Annotated in this window: 23 protein-coding genes and 1 pseudogene; 19 read left to right on the top strand and 5 right to left on the bottom strand. The window is 65.7% G+C overall.

Annotated features, from left to right (window positions below; all coding sequences use genetic code 11):
• Window positions 1-127 precede the first annotated feature (127 nt).
• From ACFP3H_RS01520 to ACFP3H_RS01510, 3 genes are all read right to left on the bottom strand, one after another.
• Window positions 128-1576: an ATP-binding protein gene (locus ACFP3H_RS01520; protein WP_378598362.1), complete on the bottom strand. Its 1449-nt coding sequence runs from the start codon at window positions 1574-1576 to the stop codon at window positions 128-130.
• 203 nt (window positions 1577-1779) lie between these two features.
• On the bottom strand, window positions 1780-3129 hold the full coding sequence (locus ACFP3H_RS01515) for a SagB family peptide dehydrogenase (RefSeq protein WP_378598360.1): 1350 nt from the start codon (window positions 3127-3129) through the stop codon (window positions 1780-1782).
• 38 nt (window positions 3130-3167) lie between these two features.
• Window positions 3168-4148, bottom strand: a complete 981-nt coding sequence (locus tag ACFP3H_RS01510; protein WP_378598358.1) for an ABC transporter substrate-binding protein — start codon at window positions 4146-4148, stop codon at window positions 3168-3170.
• 172 nt (window positions 4149-4320) lie between these two features.
• Here ACFP3H_RS01510 and ACFP3H_RS01505 point away from each other — a divergent pair, with 172 nt between their 5' ends.
• The 7 genes and pseudogenes from ACFP3H_RS01505 to ACFP3H_RS01475 form a co-directional block, all read left to right on the top strand.
• The gene (locus ACFP3H_RS01505; RefSeq protein WP_378598356.1) at window positions 4321-6171 is read left to right on the top strand and encodes an ABC transporter ATP-binding protein/permease; all 1851 of its coding nucleotides are present in this window, start codon (window positions 4321-4323) and stop codon (window positions 6169-6171) included.
• 194 nt (window positions 6172-6365) lie between these two features.
• Window positions 6366-6734 (top strand): 50S ribosomal protein L14, encoded by a 369-nt coding sequence (gene rplN, locus ACFP3H_RS01500; protein ID WP_043647623.1) that lies wholly within the window; start codon window positions 6366-6368, stop codon window positions 6732-6734.
• A gap of 2 nt (window positions 6735-6736) precedes the next feature.
• On the top strand, window positions 6737-7054 hold the full coding sequence (gene rplX / locus ACFP3H_RS01495; RefSeq protein WP_056818391.1) for a 50S ribosomal protein L24: 318 nt from the start codon (window positions 6737-6739) through the stop codon (window positions 7052-7054).
• 1 nt (window position 7055) lies between these two features.
• Window positions 7056-7619, top strand: a complete 564-nt coding sequence (gene rplE, locus ACFP3H_RS01490; protein WP_056818389.1) for a 50S ribosomal protein L5 — start codon at window positions 7056-7058, stop codon at window positions 7617-7619.
• A gap of 4 nt (window positions 7620-7623) precedes the next feature.
• Complete coding sequence (locus tag ACFP3H_RS01485; protein WP_056818387.1) at window positions 7624-7809, top strand: type Z 30S ribosomal protein S14; 186 nt, start codon at window positions 7624-7626, stop codon at window positions 7807-7809.
• A gap of 223 nt (window positions 7810-8032) precedes the next feature.
• Window positions 8033-8656 (top strand): hypothetical protein, encoded by a 624-nt coding sequence (locus ACFP3H_RS01480; RefSeq protein ID WP_378598353.1) that lies wholly within the window; start codon window positions 8033-8035, stop codon window positions 8654-8656.
• 105 nt (window positions 8657-8761) lie between these two features.
• Window positions 8762-9452: pseudogene (locus ACFP3H_RS01475) on the top strand (type I restriction enzyme subunit R domain-containing protein); the annotation flags it as partial.
• Window positions 9453-9617: 165 nt separating this feature from the next.
• On the opposite strand, the gene ACFP3H_RS01470 reads toward ACFP3H_RS01475, so the two are convergent.
• Entirely contained in the window at window positions 9618-10271 is a 654-nt protein-coding gene (locus tag ACFP3H_RS01470; protein ID WP_378598351.1) for a Uma2 family endonuclease, read from the bottom strand.
• A 117-nt stretch (window positions 10272-10388) separates the two neighbouring features.
• On the opposite strand from ACFP3H_RS01470, the gene ACFP3H_RS01465 reads away from it, so the two are divergent.
• Complete coding sequence (locus ACFP3H_RS01465) at window positions 10389-10598, top strand: hypothetical protein (RefSeq protein WP_378598349.1); 210 nt, start codon at window positions 10389-10391, stop codon at window positions 10596-10598.
• 89 nt (window positions 10599-10687) lie between these two features.
• Here ACFP3H_RS01465 and ACFP3H_RS01460 read toward each other — a convergent pair whose 3' ends face one another.
• On the bottom strand, window positions 10688-11143 hold the full coding sequence (locus tag ACFP3H_RS01460) for a hypothetical protein (RefSeq protein WP_378598347.1): 456 nt from the start codon (window positions 11141-11143) through the stop codon (window positions 10688-10690).
• A 408-nt stretch (window positions 11144-11551) separates the two neighbouring features.
• On the opposite strand from ACFP3H_RS01460, the gene rpsH reads away from it, so the two are divergent.
• The 11 genes from rpsH (at window position 11552) to ACFP3H_RS01405 (ending at window position 19737) form a co-directional block, all read left to right on the top strand.
• Window positions 11552-11950, top strand: a complete 399-nt coding sequence (gene rpsH, locus ACFP3H_RS01455) for a 30S ribosomal protein S8 (RefSeq protein WP_056818383.1) — start codon at window positions 11552-11554, stop codon at window positions 11948-11950.
• A 15-nt stretch (window positions 11951-11965) separates the two neighbouring features.
• Window positions 11966-12505, top strand: a complete 540-nt coding sequence (gene rplF, locus ACFP3H_RS01450; RefSeq protein ID WP_378598345.1) for a 50S ribosomal protein L6 — start codon at window positions 11966-11968, stop codon at window positions 12503-12505.
• Window positions 12506-12507: 2 nt separating this feature from the next.
• On the top strand, window positions 12508-12915 hold the full coding sequence (gene rplR, locus ACFP3H_RS01445) for a 50S ribosomal protein L18 (protein ID WP_378598343.1): 408 nt from the start codon (window positions 12508-12510) through the stop codon (window positions 12913-12915).
• A gap of 31 nt (window positions 12916-12946) precedes the next feature.
• Window positions 12947-13606 (top strand): 30S ribosomal protein S5, encoded by a 660-nt coding sequence (gene rpsE, locus ACFP3H_RS01440; RefSeq protein WP_378598341.1) that lies wholly within the window; start codon window positions 12947-12949, stop codon window positions 13604-13606.
• 1 nt (window position 13607) lies between these two features.
• On the top strand, window positions 13608-13787 hold the full coding sequence (gene rpmD, locus ACFP3H_RS01435) for a 50S ribosomal protein L30 (protein ID WP_056819257.1): 180 nt from the start codon (window positions 13608-13610) through the stop codon (window positions 13785-13787).
• A 2-nt stretch (window positions 13788-13789) separates the two neighbouring features.
• Complete coding sequence (rplO, locus tag ACFP3H_RS01430; RefSeq protein WP_378598338.1) at window positions 13790-14233, top strand: 50S ribosomal protein L15; 444 nt, start codon at window positions 13790-13792, stop codon at window positions 14231-14233.
• A 138-nt stretch (window positions 14234-14371) separates the two neighbouring features.
• Window positions 14372-15694, top strand: coding sequence for a preprotein translocase subunit SecY (gene secY / locus ACFP3H_RS01425; RefSeq protein WP_378598336.1), 1323 nt, complete (start codon window positions 14372-14374; stop codon window positions 15692-15694).
• The gene (locus tag ACFP3H_RS01420) at window positions 15691-16236 is read left to right on the top strand and encodes an adenylate kinase (RefSeq protein WP_378598334.1); all 546 of its coding nucleotides are present in this window, start codon (window positions 15691-15693) and stop codon (window positions 16234-16236) included. The genes secY and ACFP3H_RS01420 overlap by 4 nt, the downstream gene beginning before the upstream one ends.
• Before the next feature lie 27 nt (window positions 16237-16263).
• Window positions 16264-17061, top strand: a complete 798-nt coding sequence (map, locus tag ACFP3H_RS01415) for a type I methionyl aminopeptidase (protein ID WP_378598332.1) — start codon at window positions 16264-16266, stop codon at window positions 17059-17061.
• Window positions 17062-17129: 68 nt separating this feature from the next.
• Window positions 17130-18209, top strand: a complete 1080-nt coding sequence (locus ACFP3H_RS01410) for a BMP family lipoprotein (RefSeq protein WP_378598330.1) — start codon at window positions 17130-17132, stop codon at window positions 18207-18209.
• Window positions 18210-18219: 10 nt separating this feature from the next.
• Window positions 18220-19737 (top strand): ABC transporter ATP-binding protein, encoded by a 1518-nt coding sequence (locus ACFP3H_RS01405; RefSeq protein WP_378598328.1) that lies wholly within the window; start codon window positions 18220-18222, stop codon window positions 19735-19737.
• Window position 19738 lies beyond the last annotated feature (1 nt).

Raw genomic sequence — 19738 nt, 5'->3', positions numbered from 1 at the left:
GGTCGGTAGTCCTGGATTCCGAAGCCCTGTCGCTACTGCTGCGACACGACCGAACCATCACCGCTCGCGTCGCGGCGGCCCGACGGCACGGCGTAGCGCACACTCGCCTCGGCCGAGCCCAGTCCGGTCAGGCAGTGGGGATCTGTGGTGCCTTCTCCTTGCTGCTCCGCGGTTGCCACGCGCTGAGCAGGTCATTCGGGGTGAAAGCCGCGTCGAGGTGGGGGGTGGTGATGCCCGAACGGCTGATCGCGATCAGTGGGACGGGATCGGCGGTGAGGCGGAAACGGTGGTTCTGTAGGGCGGTCAGGTCGTGGGAGTCGAAGGGGGAGTTCTCCAACCATTTGATCGAGCCGAGGAAGGCTAGTTCTTTCGCGACGGGTTCGCGGTCCGCGCCGACGATGTCGATTTCCACGTCGTTGGTGCGCGTCCAGTAACCGCCGATCGCGGGTACGGACGGAATACCTTCGGCCGGGAGGAGGCGGGCCAGCGAGTCGCGGATCAGTGGTTCCACCGCACGGCCGCGCCAACTCGTCCAGCCACGGCGAATCCGATCCACCGTCAGGTCGCCGCGCAGGCGATCCAGTTCGGGAAGGTAGGGGCCGAGGAATGTGAGCCAGAACCGCAGGTAGGAGTCGGTGATGCGGTAGCGGCGGTCCTTGGAGGGGGTCAGGCTGATCGGTAGTTCGCCCGCCACGATGCCCTTGTCCATCAGTAGGTCCAGGGCTCGCGAAAGGCTCGTGTTGGCCAAACCGCCAGCCGCGCGGGCGATATTGGCGAAGGTCCGTTCGCCGCTTCCGATCGCGGACAGGACCTGCCGTGGCAGCGACCGCTCGGGGAACTCGGCGGCCAACGACAGCTGCGCGGACACGATCAGCGGGCTGACCGGGTCGGCCAGCTCCCGCGACAGGAAATCCCACACATCCTCGCCCGATCGCCACCGCGCGCAGATGATCGGCAACCCGCCGGTGATGAGGGTGGCGTCGAAGGCGGCTGCCGCGTCGGTGCCGGTCATCGCCGCCACATCGGCCGGATCGAGCGGACCCAACCGCATCTCGGTGCCCCGCTGATGGAACGGACGACCGTACGAGGTGAGTGCGGCCATCATGGCGAGATCGGAACCGATCAGGATGAGCAGCACCGGCTTTCGACACAGCTCGCGGTCCCACGCCCGTTGCAGAACGCTCTCGAACGCGCCGGATTCGTCCATCAGATAGGGCAACTCGTCGAGAACGACGATGCTCGGCTGGTTGTCGGGCAAAATACCGGCGAGCTGCCGTAGTGCGGCAGTCCAGTTCGCGGGCAGTGCCTCGCTGAAGATCTCGGCATCGGGCAGCGAGGAGTGCGCGACGGTCTCGGAGAATTCGGCCAACGGATCGGAACCGATTTCGCTGGTATAGAAGACATTCGGCACCTCGCTGAGCTGCGTGAACTCCTCGACCAGCGCCGACTTGCCGATGCGTCGCCGCCCACGAAGGATCAGGCAGCGCCCCGGCTTCGAGGTCCCGATCCCCGCGCGAACGCCGTCCAACGCGGACTCCAGCGTCCGCAATTCGCGCCACCGCCCGATGAAGTCCACCCGACCCCCTTGGTATCAAGAATGATAGTAACATTCATGATACCACTCTCGCTGTTGCCTCGGACGGCCTGGAAGTCCCCCGCGTCAGTACGCACTGACGGGTCGAGGCCACTTCATTGGCAAAATCGTGCACGCGGGGTCTGGACCCGGCCCATTTTCGCGGTTTCGCTACCGGACTGCACGATTTTGCTACTGGGGAACGTTCAGCGGGCGGGGGAGCCCACGATGATGCTCCCCACGTTGCACTCCTCGAGTTCGTCGAGGCCGGTGGCGGTGGCGAAGGCGGTGGTGTCGCTGAAGCCTTGGGCGACTGCGCCGAGGTGCATGGCGGTGGCGGTAAGGTAGATGGTCTGCATGAGGACGCCGACGTGTTTGAGGATGTTGGCGTAGGCGACCTGTTCGTAGCTCCACATGACGCGGCCGGCGCGGGCCGAGATCAGCAGCAGGACTTGGGGTTCGGCGCCGCCGGCGAGGGTGGCCGAGGTGGATTTGAGGAGTTTGCGCACGGCGGGGGAGTCGAGGGGGGCTACCGGGCGTAGGACGTGGTCGGTGGAGTCGTAGTGGTACATGGCGTTGTCCAGGCCGGACACGTTGCGGACCACGGGGTAGATCTCGAGCTCGTAGGCGCCGCCGCCGGAGGGGTAGGGGCGGGAGCCGTCCTCGCGGGTGCGGGCGGCGCGGAACAGCAACTCGCCCAACTGATTCGAGGTGATGGGGGCGGCCTCGTCGAAGGCGCGGGTGGACACGCGATCCTCGATGGTGGCGGCCAGGCTCGGATCGGACAGGCGCAGCGAGACCAGGTCCGGCTTGGTCAACGGCACTGCTTCACCGGGGAAAACCGCACGGCGAGCGGGCAATTCGGGGAACTGGCCCTCGGCCCAGCGGGTGGGACCGAAGTCGTCCCAGGTGACCGTGCGCGCGCCCAGGGTGCTGCGGCGGTGGAACCACAGGTCGGGGGTGTTCCAGGAGCGGGTGGTGAACTCGCGCTCCTCCTCGTCGCCGTCGACCAGCAGGCCGCACCACTGCAGGTCGGCCATGAACTGGGTCTTCACGGCGGCGGGCACGGGGGAGTCGGCGGCCAGCGGGCCGTCGAGCAGGGCCAGCAGGCGCGGGTCGTGGATGCGCAGATCACACCACGAGCGGGGGTGTTCTAGGACGAAACCCTGGCTGTCACGGTGCAGGACAGCGAATTTCGACAGGGTGGCCGACCAGGCGGGCAGCGCCACCTCGGGACGCGGGACCGGATCGGCGAAGGGGCGGATGCTGTAGAGGTCGCGGCCGCCGTCGCGCACGGTCACCGACAGCCAGCCGCCGTCGGTGAGCTTGCGCATCAGGGCGGTGATGTCGTCGCCGGCGGCGGCGGTCGCCATCTCGGCCGCCGTCGCGGGGCCCTGGTTCAACGTCTTCAACGCGCGCAACGCCCCCGCGCCCAGCCCGGTCAACTTCTCGTTGCGCGGTGGGTTCAGCAGCACCGCACCGGCGGGAGTTGTCAGGCAGGTGACACCGGCGCGCAGCGCGAAACGGGTCTGGGCGGGGTACGCGGAGGCGAGCACGAGTAATCCTTGCTGGTCGAACGTGGTTGGTGCGGAACCTATTTCGCGGCGGCGGCGAAGGAGGGCTCGAGCTTGCCGAGGATGTAGGGAACCGAGAGGGCGGTGGGCTGGTTGATCGCGCTGATCTCCTGGGTGGTCAGGAAGGTGACCGAACCGTTGCGCACCGACGGCAGCTCGGAGTAGCCGGGCAGCTGCCGGTACTTCTCGTCCATGCCGGGGGAGTAGCCGGCCAGCAGCAGATCGGCGGTCAGCTCGTCGACCCGCTCGGGCGAGAGCGCCAGGCGACCACCGGTGGAGGGCTGGGCGGTGAGGTTGGCCGGGATGCCCATGCCGAGGGCGGTGAACACCTTGGCCGAACCGTCGTTCGGGTCGGTCAGCACCATCAGCTGCGAGGGGCTCGCGAGCCAGGTGCTGGCGAAGGTCTTGCCCTTCAGGCCGGGGTTGGCGGCGGCGATCGCGGCCACCTTGTCGTCGACCTTCTTGATCACCGCGTCCGCGTCGGACTCCTTGTGCAGCACCTTGCCCAGCGCGGTGACCTGGTCCTGCCACGGGCTCACGGCGTCCTTGGTGAGGGCGGGCAGCGTCGGGGCGATCTTGCTCAGGTCGTCGTAGGTCTTCTGATCGGCGGCGATGAAGGGGTCGGCCAGGATCAGATCCGGCTCGAGCGCGGCGACCTGCTCGGTGATGCTGCCGGAGGTGTTGAGCGCGGTGCCGCCCGCGAGCTGATCGGCCTGCTGCCACGGCGGGGTGCTCTTGGACACGGCCGCCACATTGTCGATGTAACCGACGGGCGTCACGCCGAGCGCGAGGGTGGTGTCGAGCCACTGGTTACCCAGCGCCACGATCTTCTTCGGCGTGCCGGTGACGGTGGTCTCGCCACGCGCGTGGGTGATGGTCACCGACTCGCCGGAACCGGCCTCGTCCTCGGTGGAGCCGCACGCGACCACCCCGAACGCCAGGGCGCCGGCGAGCGCGGCCACCGCCGCACGCCGCCAGCCACGAGAAATTCGAGCAGTCATGTTGCGTCCTCCGAGAGCCAGTTCCAGCATAAGTCAGCCTAGGCTAACCTAGCCTCGTTATCGCTGGACAATCGATACGCCGCGAATGCGCCGCCCACACATCCGGCGCCGACGATCCCACCGGGTTAGACTGCGCCGACTTTCGGCACGTCGGCAGGGGATTGGGAGCTCGGTGGAAACTTCAAGGGACTGGGGCAACGAGCTCTTCGAGAGCGTGAAATGGCTCGGATTCGCCTTCGTCATCACCGCGGTGATCTTCGTTGTCGTCGCCGCACTTCTGCTCAGGCTGACGAAATGGGGTCGGCAGTTCTGGCATGTCAGCGGCGACTACTTCCGTGGTCCGGGCGCATGGCGGACCTGGTTGTTCGCCGCGTTCCTGTTGCTGATGGCCCTGCTGACGGTGCGATTGAGCGTGCTGCTCAGCTACTGGGGCAACGACATGTTCGCCTCGTTCCAGCTCGCGGCCTCGGCCCTGAACTCCGGCGACGACGCGGCACTGTCCGACGCCAAGACCGGTTTCTGGAACTCGGCCAAGCTGTTCACCCTGCTGATCACCGTCTGGACGGTCAAAGAGCTGGTGTACCTGTGGGCCAAGCTGGCCTTCGACATCCGCTGGCGCGTCTGGTTGACCGAGCGCATCACCAGCGACTGGATGCAGGGCGCCGCCTTCTACCGGACCCGGTTCATCGACAACACGATCGACAACCCCGACCAGCGAATCCAGGCCGATACCGACACGTTCACCGTGCAGTCCCGCACGCTGACCCTCGGTGCGGTCACGGCCATCGTCTCGGTCGTGTCCTTCACCAAGGTGCTGTGGGATCTGTCGGGGCCGATGACCGTTCTCGGGGTCACCATTCCCCGGGCCGCGCTGGTCATCGTGATGACCTATGTCCTGATCTCGACGGTGATCGCGTTCTGGATCGGCCGCCCGCTGATCAGGATCAACTTCCTGCGCGAACGGACCACAGCCAACTTCCGCTACGCGCTCGTGCGGGTGCGCGACGCGGCGGAGAGCATCGCGTTCTACCGGGGCGAGGGTGTCGAACGAGCCGGTCTGCTCAGTCGATTCGCCGAGGTGATCAAGGTCCAGTGGGCCTACGTCTACCGGATGCTCCAGTTCGTCGGCTGGAACTTCATCGTCTCCCAATCCGCCTATCTGTTCCCGTATCTCATCCAGGCGCCGCGCTTCTTCAGCGGCCAGATCACCCTGGGTGGCATGAACCAGACGGCGACCGCCTTCAGTCAGATCCAGGACTCCCTGTCGTTCTTCCGTGATTCCTACGACGACTTCGCCGAGTACCGCGCCTCGCTCATCCGTCTCGACGGCCTGCTGATCGCCAGCAAGGAATCGCGCGAACTGCCCAAGCTCGCCGCCGTCGACCTCGACGACGCCGTGAGCCTCGACAAGGTCGGCGTCCGCAAGCCCGACGGCGAGGTGCTCATCGACGAGCTGAACCTGCGCCTCGTCCCCAGCGACGCGCTGGTCGTCAAGGGCGCTTCGGGCACCGGCAAGACCACCCTGCTGCGCGCGCTCGCGCAGATGTGGCCCTACAGCGACGGCGAGGTGGGCCGACCGGCCGGCACGGACACGCTGTTCCTGTCCCAGCTCCCGTACCTCCCGCTCGGCGATCTGCGCACCGCGGTCGAATACCCGGCCAAGTCCGAGGACGTCTCCGACGACACGCTGCGCGAGGTTCTCGGCAAGGTCCACCTCGGTCACCTCGTCGACCGCCTCGACGAAGAGGCCGACTGGGCCAAGATCCTGTCCCCGGGCGAGCAGCAGCGCCTTGCCTTCGCCCGCATCCTGCTCGCGCGCCCCAAGGTGGTCTTCCTCGACGAAGCCACCTCCGCCGTCGACGAGGGGCTCGAGTACTCCCTCTACAAGCTCATCCGCACCGAGGTCCCCGACACCATCGTCGTCTCGGTGGCCCACCGCAGCACCGTCGACCAACACCACAACCAGGTCCTCACCCTCGAGGGTGAGGGCTCCTGGCAGCTCGCGCCCGTCCGGGCGAACTGACCCCGATTTCCGTCCACCTGGGGGTTCACCTACACTAGAGCGGTTGCCTGCGGGAGCTCTGTTCCCGCGACTCGGCAGTGAACCCCCAGTGGAGCTCGTTTCCGCTGGCAGGCGCGCGTGCGGGTGGCAACTGACCATGTGCGTCGGGTCGGCAATCCGGCGTACGTATACATCCAGGTCCAGGAGGTGCTGAAGTGATTCAGCAGGAGTCGCGACTGCGCGTCGCCGACAACACCGGAGCGAAGGAAATCCTTTGCATCCGCGTGCTCGGTGGCTCGTCGCGTCGCTATGCCGGTATCGGTGACATCATTGTCGCCACCGTGAAGGACGCCATCCCCGGCGCCAACGTGAAGAAGGGCGACGTCGTCAAGGCTGTCGTCGTTCGCACCGTCAAGGAGCGTCGTCGTCCCGACGGTTCCTACATCAAGTTCGACGAGAACGCCGCCGTGCTGATCAAGCCGGACAACGATCCTCGTGGCACCCGCATCTTCGGCCCCGTCGGCCGCGAGCTGCGTGACAAGCGCTTCATGAAGATCGTTTCGCTGGCCCCGGAGGTGCTCTGACCATGAAGGTGCACAAGGGTGACACCGTCCTCGTCATCTCGGGCAAGGACAAGGGCGCCAAGGGCAAGGTCATTCAGGCCTTCCCGGCGACCGGCAAGGTTCTCGTCGAAGGCGTGAACCGGATCAAGAAGCACGTCGCGGATTCCGCGAACCAGCGTGGTGCTTCCTCGGGCGGCATCGTCACGCAGGAAGCCCCCATCCAGGTTTCCAACGTGATGGTCGTCGACTCCGACGGTAACCCGACTCGCGTCGGCTACCGCACCGACGAAGAGTCCGGCAAGCGCGTCCGGATCTCCCGTAAAAACGGGAAGGACATCTGACATGACTACTTCTGAGCAGACTCAGCCCCGGCTGAAGGCGCGCTACCGCGCCGAGATCAAGGACGCGCTGAACGGCGAGTTCGAGTACGCCAACGTGATGCAGATCCCCGGCGTCGTCAAGGTCGTCGTGAACATGGGTGTCGGCGACGCCGCCCGTGACGCGAAGCTGATCAACGGTGCCGTCAAGGACCTCGAGCTGATCACCGGCCAGAAGCCGGAGATCCGCAAGGCCACCAAGTCGATCGCGCAGTTCAAGCTGCGTGAGGGCATGCCGATCGGCGCGAAGGTCACCCTTCGTGGCGACCGCATGTGGGAGTTCCTGGACCGTCTCGTGTCCATCGCGCTGCCCCGTATCCGCGACTTCCGCGGCCTGTCGCCGAAGCAGTTCGACGGCAACGGCAACTACACGTTCGGCCTCAGCGAGCAGTCGATGTTCCACGAGATCGACGTGGACTCCATCGACCGCCCGCGCGGCATGGACATCACCGTGGTCACCACCGCGACCAACAACGAAGAAGGCCGCGCGCTGCTGAAGCACCTCGGCTTCCCGTTCAAGGAGAACTGAGCACATGGCTAAGAAAGCACTGCGCATCAAGGCGGAGGCCAAGCCGAAGTTCGCCGTCCGCGCCTACACCCGTTGCCAGCGCTGCGGTCGCCCGCACGCGGTCTACCGCAAGTTCGGCCTGTGCCGCATCTGCGTCCGCGAAATGGCGCACCGCGGTGAGCTCCCTGGCGTGCACAAGAGCTCCTGGTGAGCCCGCGCTCCTCGTGAGCGCTGCCGTCTAGACGAATACCCGTGCAAGGCACGGACTCTCGAGTCGAGAGTCCGTGCCTTGCTGCGTTTGTGCAGGACCTGTCGCTCCTTGTCGTGCGTCGTCGACTTGGCTCCGACGTGAACACTCGCGAAACAGGCTGCGTAACAATGTGTTCGGGCTCTAGTGTCGATGGGGTAGTTGTCGACGGTTTCGGGGGATTCACATGGTGCCGGTATCGCTTGTTGTCAAAGTATTCGTCGCAGTCGCAATCGGTGCTATTGCCGTGGAACTGACGAACTCTCCCCTCCTGGGCTGGGTTGGCATCGCGTTGGGCTTCGGCATTGCCTTTGTCTTCGAACGCGAACGCGACCGGCGCGCACGAGTTGCCGTGACGGCAGGCTCCGGTATCTCGCGAAATTTCGTGCCCGAGACCGACGGCGTCGAAGTCGGTACCGTCAAGGACGGCTTCGCGTCTGCTGACGACGCCCGGAATTCTCCAGTCGATTTCGTTGTCCTGCACCCCGATGGCCGGATCACGGAGCATGCGTGCGACGGCGTGCCACTCGCGACCGCCATACGCGCACAGCTCCTCGAGGGCGACGAGTTCCTCATCCTGGACATGATCGTGGCGGGCTCTGTCCTGGTTTGGTTCGATGACGATTTCGCGGAGGGGGCCGGCGAGCGGAACCCCCTGGCGGGCAGCTATGTGGCCAGCGTCGCCTATGAGTCGCCACACGGGTACTGGCGTGGAAGGGTCGCGGTCAGCATGAATGAAGGTCCCGGCGAGGCCACTGTGCCGATGCCGCCGGGTGTCATCGCCGAGATCGAGCGACTGGCGAAAGGCTGACTGAGAGTCGCGAACAGACGACCGGGTGGATAACGTTAGTCGTGAGCACGTCCGTCAGCAGGGGGCGGGGGAGGCGTTGGCGGTCTTGGTCGGCTATCCACTCGCTTCGGCGACGACATCGACGTCTACGACCTCACCCGCGCGGTCGAGGACGGCGCGACCGTCCGGGTGATCTTCGAACCGCGACTCCCGGAAGTGCGGGTGGTCGAGGGGATTTCCGACGACGACATCGACAACGCGGCCGACGAAGCCGTGGTCGGGCTCGACGACGTGGAGCGCGCCAAGGTCGAGAACGCGGTCGCGGTGATCAACGCCATCTACGGCGCCCCGGCCCGACTGCGCAAGGTCGCCGCCGACCTCGTCGCGCACTGGGAGAACCGGTCGAAGTCGATGGTCGAGTTCATCGGTGGCCCCGGCAAGGGGCTGATCGTCGCAGGCACCCGCCAGATCTGCGCCGACCTGTACGAGTACATCATCGAACTGCGTCCCGACTGGCACGCAGACTCGGTGAAAGAGGGTGTCATCAAGGTCGTCTACACCGGCTCGGCGAAAGATCAGGGCGTGGTGGCCAAGCACGTTCGCCGCGCGGGGGAGAACAAGCTGATCCAGGCCAGGCTCAAGGATCCCGACGACGCACTCCAGCTGGTGATCGTGCAGTCGATGATGCTCACCGGCTTCGACTCGCCACCCCTGCACACCCTGTACCTGGACCGCCCGCTCGAGGGCGCGTTGCTCATGCAGACGATCGCGCGTGTGAACCGCACCTTGCGAGGGCAAGCAGGACGGCCTCGTCGTGATCAAGTACCGATACCCGCCGGACAAACAGCCGGAGGCGATCCGGTTGGTGATCGACCAGATGGAGGCGCTGGCACCGCACTACGCGAGGACTGCCGAGGAATCGCGTTGAACCACTGGGTGGCCGCCGGTGGCGCGGTGAAGGCGGCCACGAGGGCCCACTTGGTCACAGTGACAGTTCCGACCACGCGATGGTGATCGGGAAGGGGAAGTCGATGGTGATTTCCGTGGAGTCGGCGGGCGACCAGGTGCCGACCAAGAGGTAGTTGGCTTTGTGGAGGGGCGATACGCCCGCAGGTAGATCCGCGATCCCCGACGCCAAGCCGTACGCCTGCACGTAGGCGATCTCGCTGCGTTCCGGATGCAGGGTCACCTCCCAATACCACGGAATGCCGGCGGCGGCGTATCGGGCTCTCTTGGCTTCCATCTCGGCCGCGGTGTTCGACGGGGAGAGAACTTCACCGACCAAGAGCGCGTCATCGGCACGCACGTGCGCGTAAGCCGTGCTCAGGCATCGGTGGACCATGAAATCCGGCGTCACGAAATCGGATTTGCCCTGCTGACCGAAGAAGACGTTCGTCTCGGTGCGCGCACGCCAGCACTCGTCGGGGTCATTGTCGCTCGCGCGCTTGGCATCGCGGCGGAGAGCGCTCCACAGCAGATTGCTGGCTTCCTGGTGTTCGCCTGGCCCTCGCCGCGCCCAGACCACACGCCCGTCCCACAGTTCGACGCAGGAAGCGACTTCTTCCGGGAGCCGCTCCAGCTCTTCCCATGTCATGTATTCAGGCAGGTCAGGGCGCTGTTGGTGCGCGTTCGTCATGACGTAATGATAGTCCGGCGACACGGGGCCCACGGTTCATAGCGCGCCTGTGCGACGACCTTGGTGAAATATTTCCATTTCACTACGCGGCGGGGGTCTGCCGTGTTTTCTGGGCGCATGAAGAAGTTCGTCACAGTCGCTGTTCTTTCCGTCGCGCTCATCGGGTCGCCCGCCGTCGCCTCCGCCGCCCCGGCGGGGTCCGGGTCGGGGGGTGGGTCGGGGTCGTCGGAGACCGATTTGCTCTGCTCGCCGATCGCGGGGGTGTTGTTCGCTACCGGCAGTGTGGAGAAGCCGCCGCTCTACGATCTGCTCTGCTGGCTCAGCTGACGGCTCGTCGATCGCGTCGGAGTCGGAGCGGGCGCGGACTCCGACGCGATTCCAGTCCTCGGCACAGTGGCCTGGGACTTGCGAAACCGTCAGGGCAATACCCACTTGCCCAGTACGTTGCCCGACGCTTCGCCGCGCAGGACGAGCGCGCCGGCCACGGACGACTTGTCGGTGAATGGGAAGGACACGATCCCGCCCACTCGACGTCCGTCGTACAGATCTCCGACGTCGGGTTCCGAGATGGCCGCGATCTGTGTGCCGTCGGCGTAGGACAGGTGGTAGCTGATTGTCGATGGATCGGTGTCCTGTGTCCCACGGTGCTCGAACTGGATCCACGCGGTGCAACTGTCCTGTTCGAAGCTGCACTCCCAGTCTGACGCCGTGATCTCGGTAACGGTGGTCGGAGCGCCGTTGTAGTTCAGGGTCGGGATGGTGGCGGTTTCCCCCATCCGATAGCTTTCTCCGGGTGTCGCGGACGCGATCGTGCCGAGCGCGGCGAGAGCGCCGAATGACGCTCCGATGGTCAATGCGACGAGCCTTCTCACGATTCCTCCAAACCTCGATGGTTTTTCCGAATGAGGTCAGCTTTGTGTTCCCGGGCATCGGATCGGTCATGGAACGGTTTCGAGGGTTGATTCAATCGGGCTCCGGACCCACCGCTGGATTGCCGTCGGGTCACGCTTGAGCTTCCCCTGAGTGATGCCGAACCCCCGAGTTTGGTCCTGACCACGGGGTTGTCTACACTAGAGCGGTTGCCTGGGCAGATCTGTGTCCGCTGCGCGCTTCGGCGCGTATGCGACCGTGCCAGGCGCCGAGAGCTCGCAAGAGAACTCATCCGGTCGGTAAGTGCCGACCGGACCAGCCGAATTGTTGTAGGCCCACGGTCACCTGCGCGTATGCGTGCCGGCGATGTTGCATGGGAACCGCAGCGAGAAAGGTGTCGAGGTCTAACCATGACCATGACTGATCCGATCGCAGACTTCTTGACGCGTCTGCGCAACGCCAACTCGGCGTACCACGATCAGGTGAAGGCGCCCCACTCGAAGATCAAGGTGAACATCGCCGAGATCCTCAAGCGTGAGGGCTACATCGCCGATTACCGCACCGAGGACGCGACCGTTGGCAAGGCCATCGTCGTCGATCTGAAGTACGGCCCCAGCCGTGAGCGCAGCCTGCAGGGCCTGCGTCGCGTCTCGAAGCCGGGTCTGCGTGTGTACGCGAAGTCCACCAACCTGCCCAAGGTCCTCGGCGGCCTCGGCGTGGCGATCATTTCCACGTCGACCGGTCTGCTCACCGACCGTCAGGCGGCCAAGCAGGGCGTCGGGGGCGAAGTCCTCGCCTACGTCTGGTAAGGGAGGTCAGGACTAATGTCGCGTATTGGTAAGAAGCCCATCGAGATTCCGGCCGGCGTCGACGTCGCAATCGACGGCCAGGTTGTCACGGTCAAGGGGCCCAAGGGCACCCTCACCCACACCGTGGCCGAGCCCATCACCGTCACCAAGGGTGAAGGTAATGAGCTCGAGGTTGCTCGTCCCAACGACGAGCGCGCGAACCGTTCGCTGCACGGCCTTTCCCGCACCCTGATCGCCAACATGATCGAGGGTGTCACCAAGGGCTACGAGAAGAAGATGGAAATCTTCGGCGTCGGTTACCGCGTTCAGGCCAAGGGTTCGAACCTCGAGTTCGCCCTCGGTTACAGCCACCCGGTGCCGATCACGGCCCCGGCAGGCATCACCTTCGCGGTGGAATCGCCCACCAAGTTCTCGGTGTCCGGAATCGACAAGCAGGCGGTCGGTCAGATCTCCGCTGTGATCCACGGACTGCGTAAGCCCGACCCGTACAAGGGCAAGGGCATCCGCTACGCCGGCGAGGTCGTTCGCCGCAAGGTCGGAAAGACGGGTAAGTGATCATGGCGCAAACTGCTAACCAGAAGGCGAAGCGGATTCCGCTGGGCAAGGACGCTTCCACGAAGCGCCGGCTGTCCAAGACCCGTCGTCACTTCCGACTTCGTAAGAAGGTCGAAGGCACCACCGAGCGTCCCCGCCTGGTGGTCAACCGCTCCTCGCGGCACCTGCACGCGCAGCTGATCGACGATTCGGCGGGCCGCACCATCGCCGCCGCTTCCTCGATCGAGGCCGACGTGCGCGCCCTCGAGGGCGACAAGTCCGCCAAGGGCGCGAAGGTCGGTCAGCTGATCGCCGAGCGTGCCAAGGCTGCCGGTATCGAGGCGGTCGTGTTCGACCGTGGTGGTCACGACTACCACGGCCGTATCGCGGCGCTTGCCGATGCCGCTCGTGAAGGTGGGCTGAAGTTCTGATGACTGTTATTTCGAACGGAAGGAACGTCTGATGCCGGGACGTCAGCGGCGTGACGGCGGCAACGGACCCGCCGGACAGAACAACAACACCAACAGCAACGCCGGAGGCCCCGAGGGCAACCGTCGTGGCGGTGGCGATCGTCGCGGTGGCGGCGACCGTCGCGACAACGCGGCCGAGAAGAACCAGCTCGAGCGCGTCGTCGCGATCAACCGTGTCTCCAAGGTCGTGAAGGGTGGTCGTCGCTTCAGCTTCACCGCCCTCGTGATCGTCGGTGACGGCAACGGTCTGGTCGGCGTCGGCTACGGCAAGGCCAAGGAAGTTCCCGCGGCCATCCAGAAGGGTGTCGAGGAGGCTCGTAAGAGCTTCTTCCGCGTCCCGATGATCGGCTCGACCATCACTCACCCCGTGCAGGGTGAGGCGGCGGCCGGTGTGGTCATGCTGCGTCCGGCTTCGCCCGGTACCGGTGTGATCGCGGGCGGCGCGGCTCGCGCCGTGCTCGAATGCGCAGGCATTCACGACATTCTGGCCAAGTCGCTCGGTAGCGACAATGCGATCAACGTCGTTCACGCGACGGTTGCCGCGCTCAAGATGCTCCAGCGTCCCGAAGAGGTTGCCGCGCGTCGCGGTCTGCCGATCGAGGATGTCGCTCCGGCGGGCATGCTGCGTGCGCGTGCAGGACAGGGAGCCTGACATGGCTGATCTCAAGGTGACTCAGATCAAGAGCACGATCGGTGCCAAGTCGAACCAGCGCGACAGCCTGCGGACGCTTGGTCTGCGGAAGATCCGCCAGTCGGTGGTTCGTGAGGACAACGCTCAGAACCGCGGTCTGATCAACGTCGTGCGCCACCTCGTAACAGTTGAGGAGGTCTAGACATGACCATCAAATTGCACCACCTGCGTCCCGCCCCTGGCTCCAAGACCGAGAAGACCCGTGTGGGTCGCGGTGAGGGTTCCAAGGGTAAGACCGCCGGTCGCGGTACCAAGGGCACCAAGGCACGCAAGAACGTCCCCGCGGCGTTCGAGGGTGGCCAGATGCCGCTGCACATGCGTCTGCCGAAGCTTCGCGGCTTCACCAATCGCTTCCGGGTCGAGTACCAGGTCGTGAATGTCGGACGTATCGCCGAGCTGTTCCCGCAGGGCGGCACCATCGGTAAGGCCGAGCTCGTCGCGGCCGGCGCCGTTCGCAAGAACGAGCTGGTCAAGGTTCTCGGCGACGGCGAGATCGGCGTCGCCATTCAGGTGACCGCCGACAAGGTGACCGGCTCCGCCAAGGAGAAGATCACCGCCGCCGGCGGCACCGTCACCGAACTGGCCTGACGGTACTGTAGTTAGCAGTCGCACCGGACGAGTCGAGGCTCGTCCGGTGCCACTGTTAGAGTCTCACCAAGTAGTGTCTGCCAAGACTCGTCATGTGCTTCCCGCATGGCATGACCATGTCGTTCGCCAGGAGGATCTGTGCTTTCCGCCTTCGTATCGGCCTTCCGGACTCCGGACTTACGGCGGAAGATTCTCTTCACGCTGGGGTTGATCGCGCTGTACCGGTTGGGTGCCGCGCTGCCGTCCCCCGGCGTCGATTACCGCGCGGTCCAAGACTGCGTCAAGCTGGTCTCCGGTGGCGAGAACGCCGGTATCTACCAGCTCATCAACCTTTTCTCCGGTGGTGCGCTCCTGCAGCTGTCGGTGTTCGCGATCGGCATCATGCCGTACATCACGGCGAGCATCATCATCCAGCTGCTGACCGTCGTCATCCCGCGGTTCGAGGAACTGCGCAAGGAAGGCCAGACCGGCCAGACCAAGATGACGCAGTACACCAGGTACCTCTCGATCGCGCTCGCGGTCCTGCAGGCCACCGGTCTCGTCGCGCTCGCCGCGCGCGGTCAGCTCTTGCAGGGCTGCCAGGAGGACATCCTCGCCGACACCAGCATCTTCGGCATGATCATCATCGTGCTGGTGATGACCGCCGGTGCCGCGCTGGTCATGTGGTTCGGCGAGCAGATCACCGAGCGCGGTGTCGGTAACGGCATGTCGCTGCTCATCTTCGCCGGTATCGCCGCGCGAATCCCGATCGACGGCAAGAACATCCTCGACACCCGCGGTGGCCTGGTCTTCGGCCTCGTGTGCGCCGCGGTGTTGGCGATCATCGTCGCGGTGATCTTCGTCGAACAGGGTCAGCGCCGGATCCCGGTGCAGTACGCCAAGCGCGTCGTCGGCCGCAAGATGTACGGCGGATCGTCGACCTACCTGCCGCTGAAGGTCAACCAGGCCGGTGTCATCCCGGTGATCTTCGCGTCCTCGCTGCTCTACCTGCCCAACCTGATCGCTCAGCTGACGGGGTCGAGTACGGCCACCGAGCCGAGCTGGTGGCAGGAGATCATCCAGAAATACCTGGTGAATCCGTCCAACCCGGTGTACATCGCGATCTACTTCGGGTTGATCGTGTTCTTCACCTACTTCTACGTCGCGATCACCTTCAACCCGGAGGAACGCGCGGACGAGATGAAGAAGTTCGGTGGCTTCATCCCGGGCTACCGCCCCGGTAAGCCGACCGCCGACTATCTGAACTACGTCCTGAGCCGCATCACCCTGCCTGGCTCGATCTACCTCGGTCTGGTCGCCGTGCTCCCGAACGTGTTCCTCGACATGGGCAATTCGGGTGCGGTCGCGAACCTTCCGTTCGGCGGTACCGCGGTGCTCATCATGGTCAGCGTGGGTCTCGATACGGTCAAACAGATCGAGAGCCAGCTGATGAATCGAAATTACGAAGGGTTCCTCAAGTGAGAGTTGTTCTGCTCGGTCCGCCGGGTGCCGGCAAAGGTACTCAGGCCGTCCTGCTGTCAGAGAAGCTGGGCGTTCCGCACATCTCCACCGGAGACCTCTTCCGCGCGAACATCAGTCAGCAGACCGCCCTCGGTCGCGAAGCGCAGAAGTACATGGATGCGGGCGACCTCGTTCCCAGCGACGTCACCAACCGGATGGTCGAAGCGCGCGTCGGTGAGCCCGACGCGGCCAACGGCTTCGTCCTCGACGGTTACCCGCGCACGGTCGACCAGGGCGACGCGCTGAAGAAGATCCTCGAGCACTACGGCACCGAGGTCGACGCCGTGCTGTGTTTCGTGGTTCCCGAGTCGCTGCTCAAGGAGCGGATGCTCGCGCGCGGTCGCGCCGACGACACCGAGGACGTCATCGACAACCGGCTGCGGGTCTACCGCGAGGAGACCGAGCCGCTGCTCGAGTACTACGACGGTCTGGTCGTGACGGTCGAAGGCGTCGGCGGGGTCGAGGAAGTCAACGCCCGCGCGCTCGCAGCGCTCGGCAAGTAACCCACCTGATCGGAGTACTGAGGCCGGATGGTCTTCAACCGCAAGAAGAAGGTCGTGCCGTTCCGTTCGGCGGGCGAGCTCGATGCCATGGCGGCAGCGGGCGCGATCGTCGGACGGGCGTTGGTCGCGGTTCGTGACGCGGCCAAGCCCGGCGTTTCGACGCTGGAGCTCGACGAGATCGCCGAGGCGACGATCCGGGACGCGGGCGCTGTCCCGTCGTTCAAGGGTTATCACGGCTTTCCCGGCTCGATCTGCTCTTCGGTGAACGACCGTGTGGTCCACGGGATCCCCTCGGCGAGTGACATCCTCACCGAGGGCGATCTGGTGTCGATCGACTGCGGCGCCATCCTCGACGGCTGGCACGGCGACTCGGCGTGGACGTTCGGCGTCGGCAACATCATCGAGGCCGATCGGCTGCTGAGCGAGGCGACCATGTGGTCGATGCAGGCGGGGATCGAGGCCATGGTGCCCGACAACCGGCTCACCGATGTCTCCCACGCCATCGAGCTGGGGACCCGCGCGGCCGAGCAGGTGCACGGCCGCCGGTACGGCATCGTCGACGGGTACGGTGGCCACGCCATCGGCCGCGAGATGCACATGGACCCCTTCCTGCCCAACGAGGGCGCGCCCGGCAAGGGCCCGCGCCTGGTGGTCGGTTCGGTGCTGGCGATCGAGCCGATGCTCACCCTCGGCACCGTCGAGACCAGAACGCTCGACGACGACTGGACCGTGGTCACCACCGACGGCTCGCGGGCCGCGCACTGGGAACACAGCGTCGCCGTCACCGAGGACGGCCCGCGCATCCTCACGCTGCGCCCGGAGTAGCACGACTTTTCGCGGACCCGGCGTTTTCAATGCGTCGGGTTGTCGGTGTGATCCTGTATCTCTGAGTAATGAGATCTCGCCTCGCGTTGATCGCCATCGCCGCCGCGGCGCTCGCCGCCGGTTGCGCCGAGCCGCCCCCGGACGCGCGCTACATCGGTTCGGGCAACACCTATGGTTCGGCGAACGCGGGTTTCGAGACCTGCATGGTGACCGACGCGGGCGGGGTGGACGACAAGTCGTTCAACGAGTCCGGCTGGAACGGGGTCAAGGCCGCGATCGACGCGAATCCCGGCGTCTACGGTTCCTACCGCCAGTCCAACAGCTCCGCCGACTACGAACCGAACCTGCGCGCCGCGGCCGATGACGACTGCGATCTGGTGATCGGCGTCGGCGGTCTGATGGCCGAGGCGGTGGCGCAGGTGGCCTCGGAGTATCCCGATCAGCGTTTCGCGATCGTCGACGCGCACGTCGAGCTCGACAATGTGTACTCGATGGAGTTCAACGCGGCCCAATCCTCGTATCTCGCAGGCTATCTCGCGGCCGGGATGTCGAAGACGGGTCGGGTGGCGACCTGGGGCGGCATGCAGATTCCGGCGGTCACCATCTTCATGGACGGCTTCGCCGCGGGCGCCGCCGAATACAACGCCCGCCACGGCACCGCGACGACGGTGCTCGGCTGGGATGTCGAGGATCAGGACGGTTCGTTCACCGGCAACTTCGACGACACCAGCGCCGGTCGCTCGCTCACCGAGAACTTCATCGCCCAGGGCGCCGATGTGATCCACCCGGTCGCCGGGCCGGTCGGCATGGGTGGCGCCTCCGCGGTGCAGGACGCGTCGGGGGTGATGATGATCTGGGTGGATTCCGACGGTTTCGAGGCGGTGCCCGAGTACGGCGACATCATGCTGTCCTCGTCGATGAAGGATATCTCCGCCGCGGTGCGGGTCGCGATCGATAACGCGTTCGGCGACGGAGTCACAGACGGCCGATACATCGGCACCCTGAGCAATTCCGGGGTCGGACTCGCCCCGTTCCACGATTTCGACGCGCAGGTGCCCGAGTCCTTGAAACAGGAGCTCACGACCCTGCGCGGCGACATCGTCGACGGCACGATCGTGATCAATTCCCCTGCCGCCCCGCAACTCTGAGGACGATCACATGCGACTCGAAGTACGCGGTTTGACCAAGGCGTTCGGTGATTTCCTCGCCGACGACGATATCGACCTGATCGTGGAACCGGGGCAGGTGCACGCGATCCTCGGCGAGAACGGCGCGGGCAAGTCGACGCTGATGAACATGCTCTACGGCATTCTCGCGCCGACGAGCGGGCAGATCCTGATCGACGGTAACCCGGTGCGGTTCTCCTCGCCGAGCGACGCGATCGCCGCCGGAATCGGCATGGTGCATCAGCATTTCAAGCTGGTCGGGCCGTTCAGCGTCGCCGACAACGTGCAGTTGGGGCGCGAGCACGTCACGCGTGGTCGGCTGGATCGCGAGGGTGCGCGCCAGGCGGTGCTGTCGGTGTCGCAGCGGTACGGCTTGGCGCTGGACCCGGACGCGCTGTGCGAGGACCTGCCGGTCGGGGTGCAGCAGCGGGTCGAGATCGTCAAGGCGCTCTCGGGCGAGACCGACCTGTTGATCCTGGACGAGCCGACCGCCGTGCTCACTCCGCCGGAGGTGGCCGAACTGCTCGAGATCATCGGCAACCTCACCGATGCGGGGATGTCGGTGATCTTCATCAGCCACAAGCTCAAAGAGGTCAAGGCCATCGCCGATTCGATCACGGTGTTGCGCCGGGGCAAGGTCGTGGCCGAGGCGTCGCCGTCGGATACCGAGGCCGAGCTGGCGGCGGCGATGGTCGGGCGCTCGGTGGTGTTGACCGTGGAGCGCCCGCCGGCCGATCCGGGTGCGGTCGCGCTCGAGATCAAGGATCTGACCGTGCTCGGGGAGCGCGGCACCGCGATGCTCGACGGGCTGAATCTGGCGGTGCGGTCCGGGGAGATCGTCGGGTTGGCCGGGGTGGAGGGCAACGGGCAGACCGAGCTGGCCAGGGCGGTGCTGGGCACCATCACGCCCGACAGCGGGTCGATCGAGATGGGCGGGACGCCGGTCACCGGCTGGAATCCGTACCGGCGGATCGTCGCCGGGCTCGGCTACATCCCCGAGGATCGCGGCCGCGACGGCCTGGCCGGGGATTTCACCGTCGCGGAGAATCTCGTGCTCAACCAGTACCGCGACGCACCGCTGTCGAATCGAGGGGTGGTCGACGCGACGGCGGTGCGCGCTCTGGCCGACAAGGCCATCGCCGATTTCGACATCCGGACCAGAGGGCCGGGGGAGCTGGTGTCGGCGCTGTCGGGCGGCAACCAGCAGAAGGTGGTGATCGCGCGCGAATTCTCCAGGCCCCGTTCGGTGCTGGTGGCCGCGCAACCGACGCGCGGGGTCGACGTGGGCGCCATCGAGTTCATCCACCGCCGCCTGGTCGCCGAACGTGATTCCGGGACCGGGGTCCTGCTCATCTCCGCGGAGCTGGACGAGATCCTGGCCCTGTCCGACCGCATCGCGGTGATCCACAACGGGCAGATCGTCGGCGAGGTCGCGCCCGACACTCCGCGCGAGGTCATCGGTCAGCTGATGGCAGGCCACCGTCCCGCAGATCCAGCCACCGCGAGCTGAG

The organism is Nocardia lasii (assembly GCF_042658545.1).
Lineage (GTDB): Bacteria > Actinomycetota > Actinomycetes > Mycobacteriales > Mycobacteriaceae > Nocardia > Nocardia lasii.
This window is presented reverse-complemented; position numbering and strand designations above follow the sequence as displayed.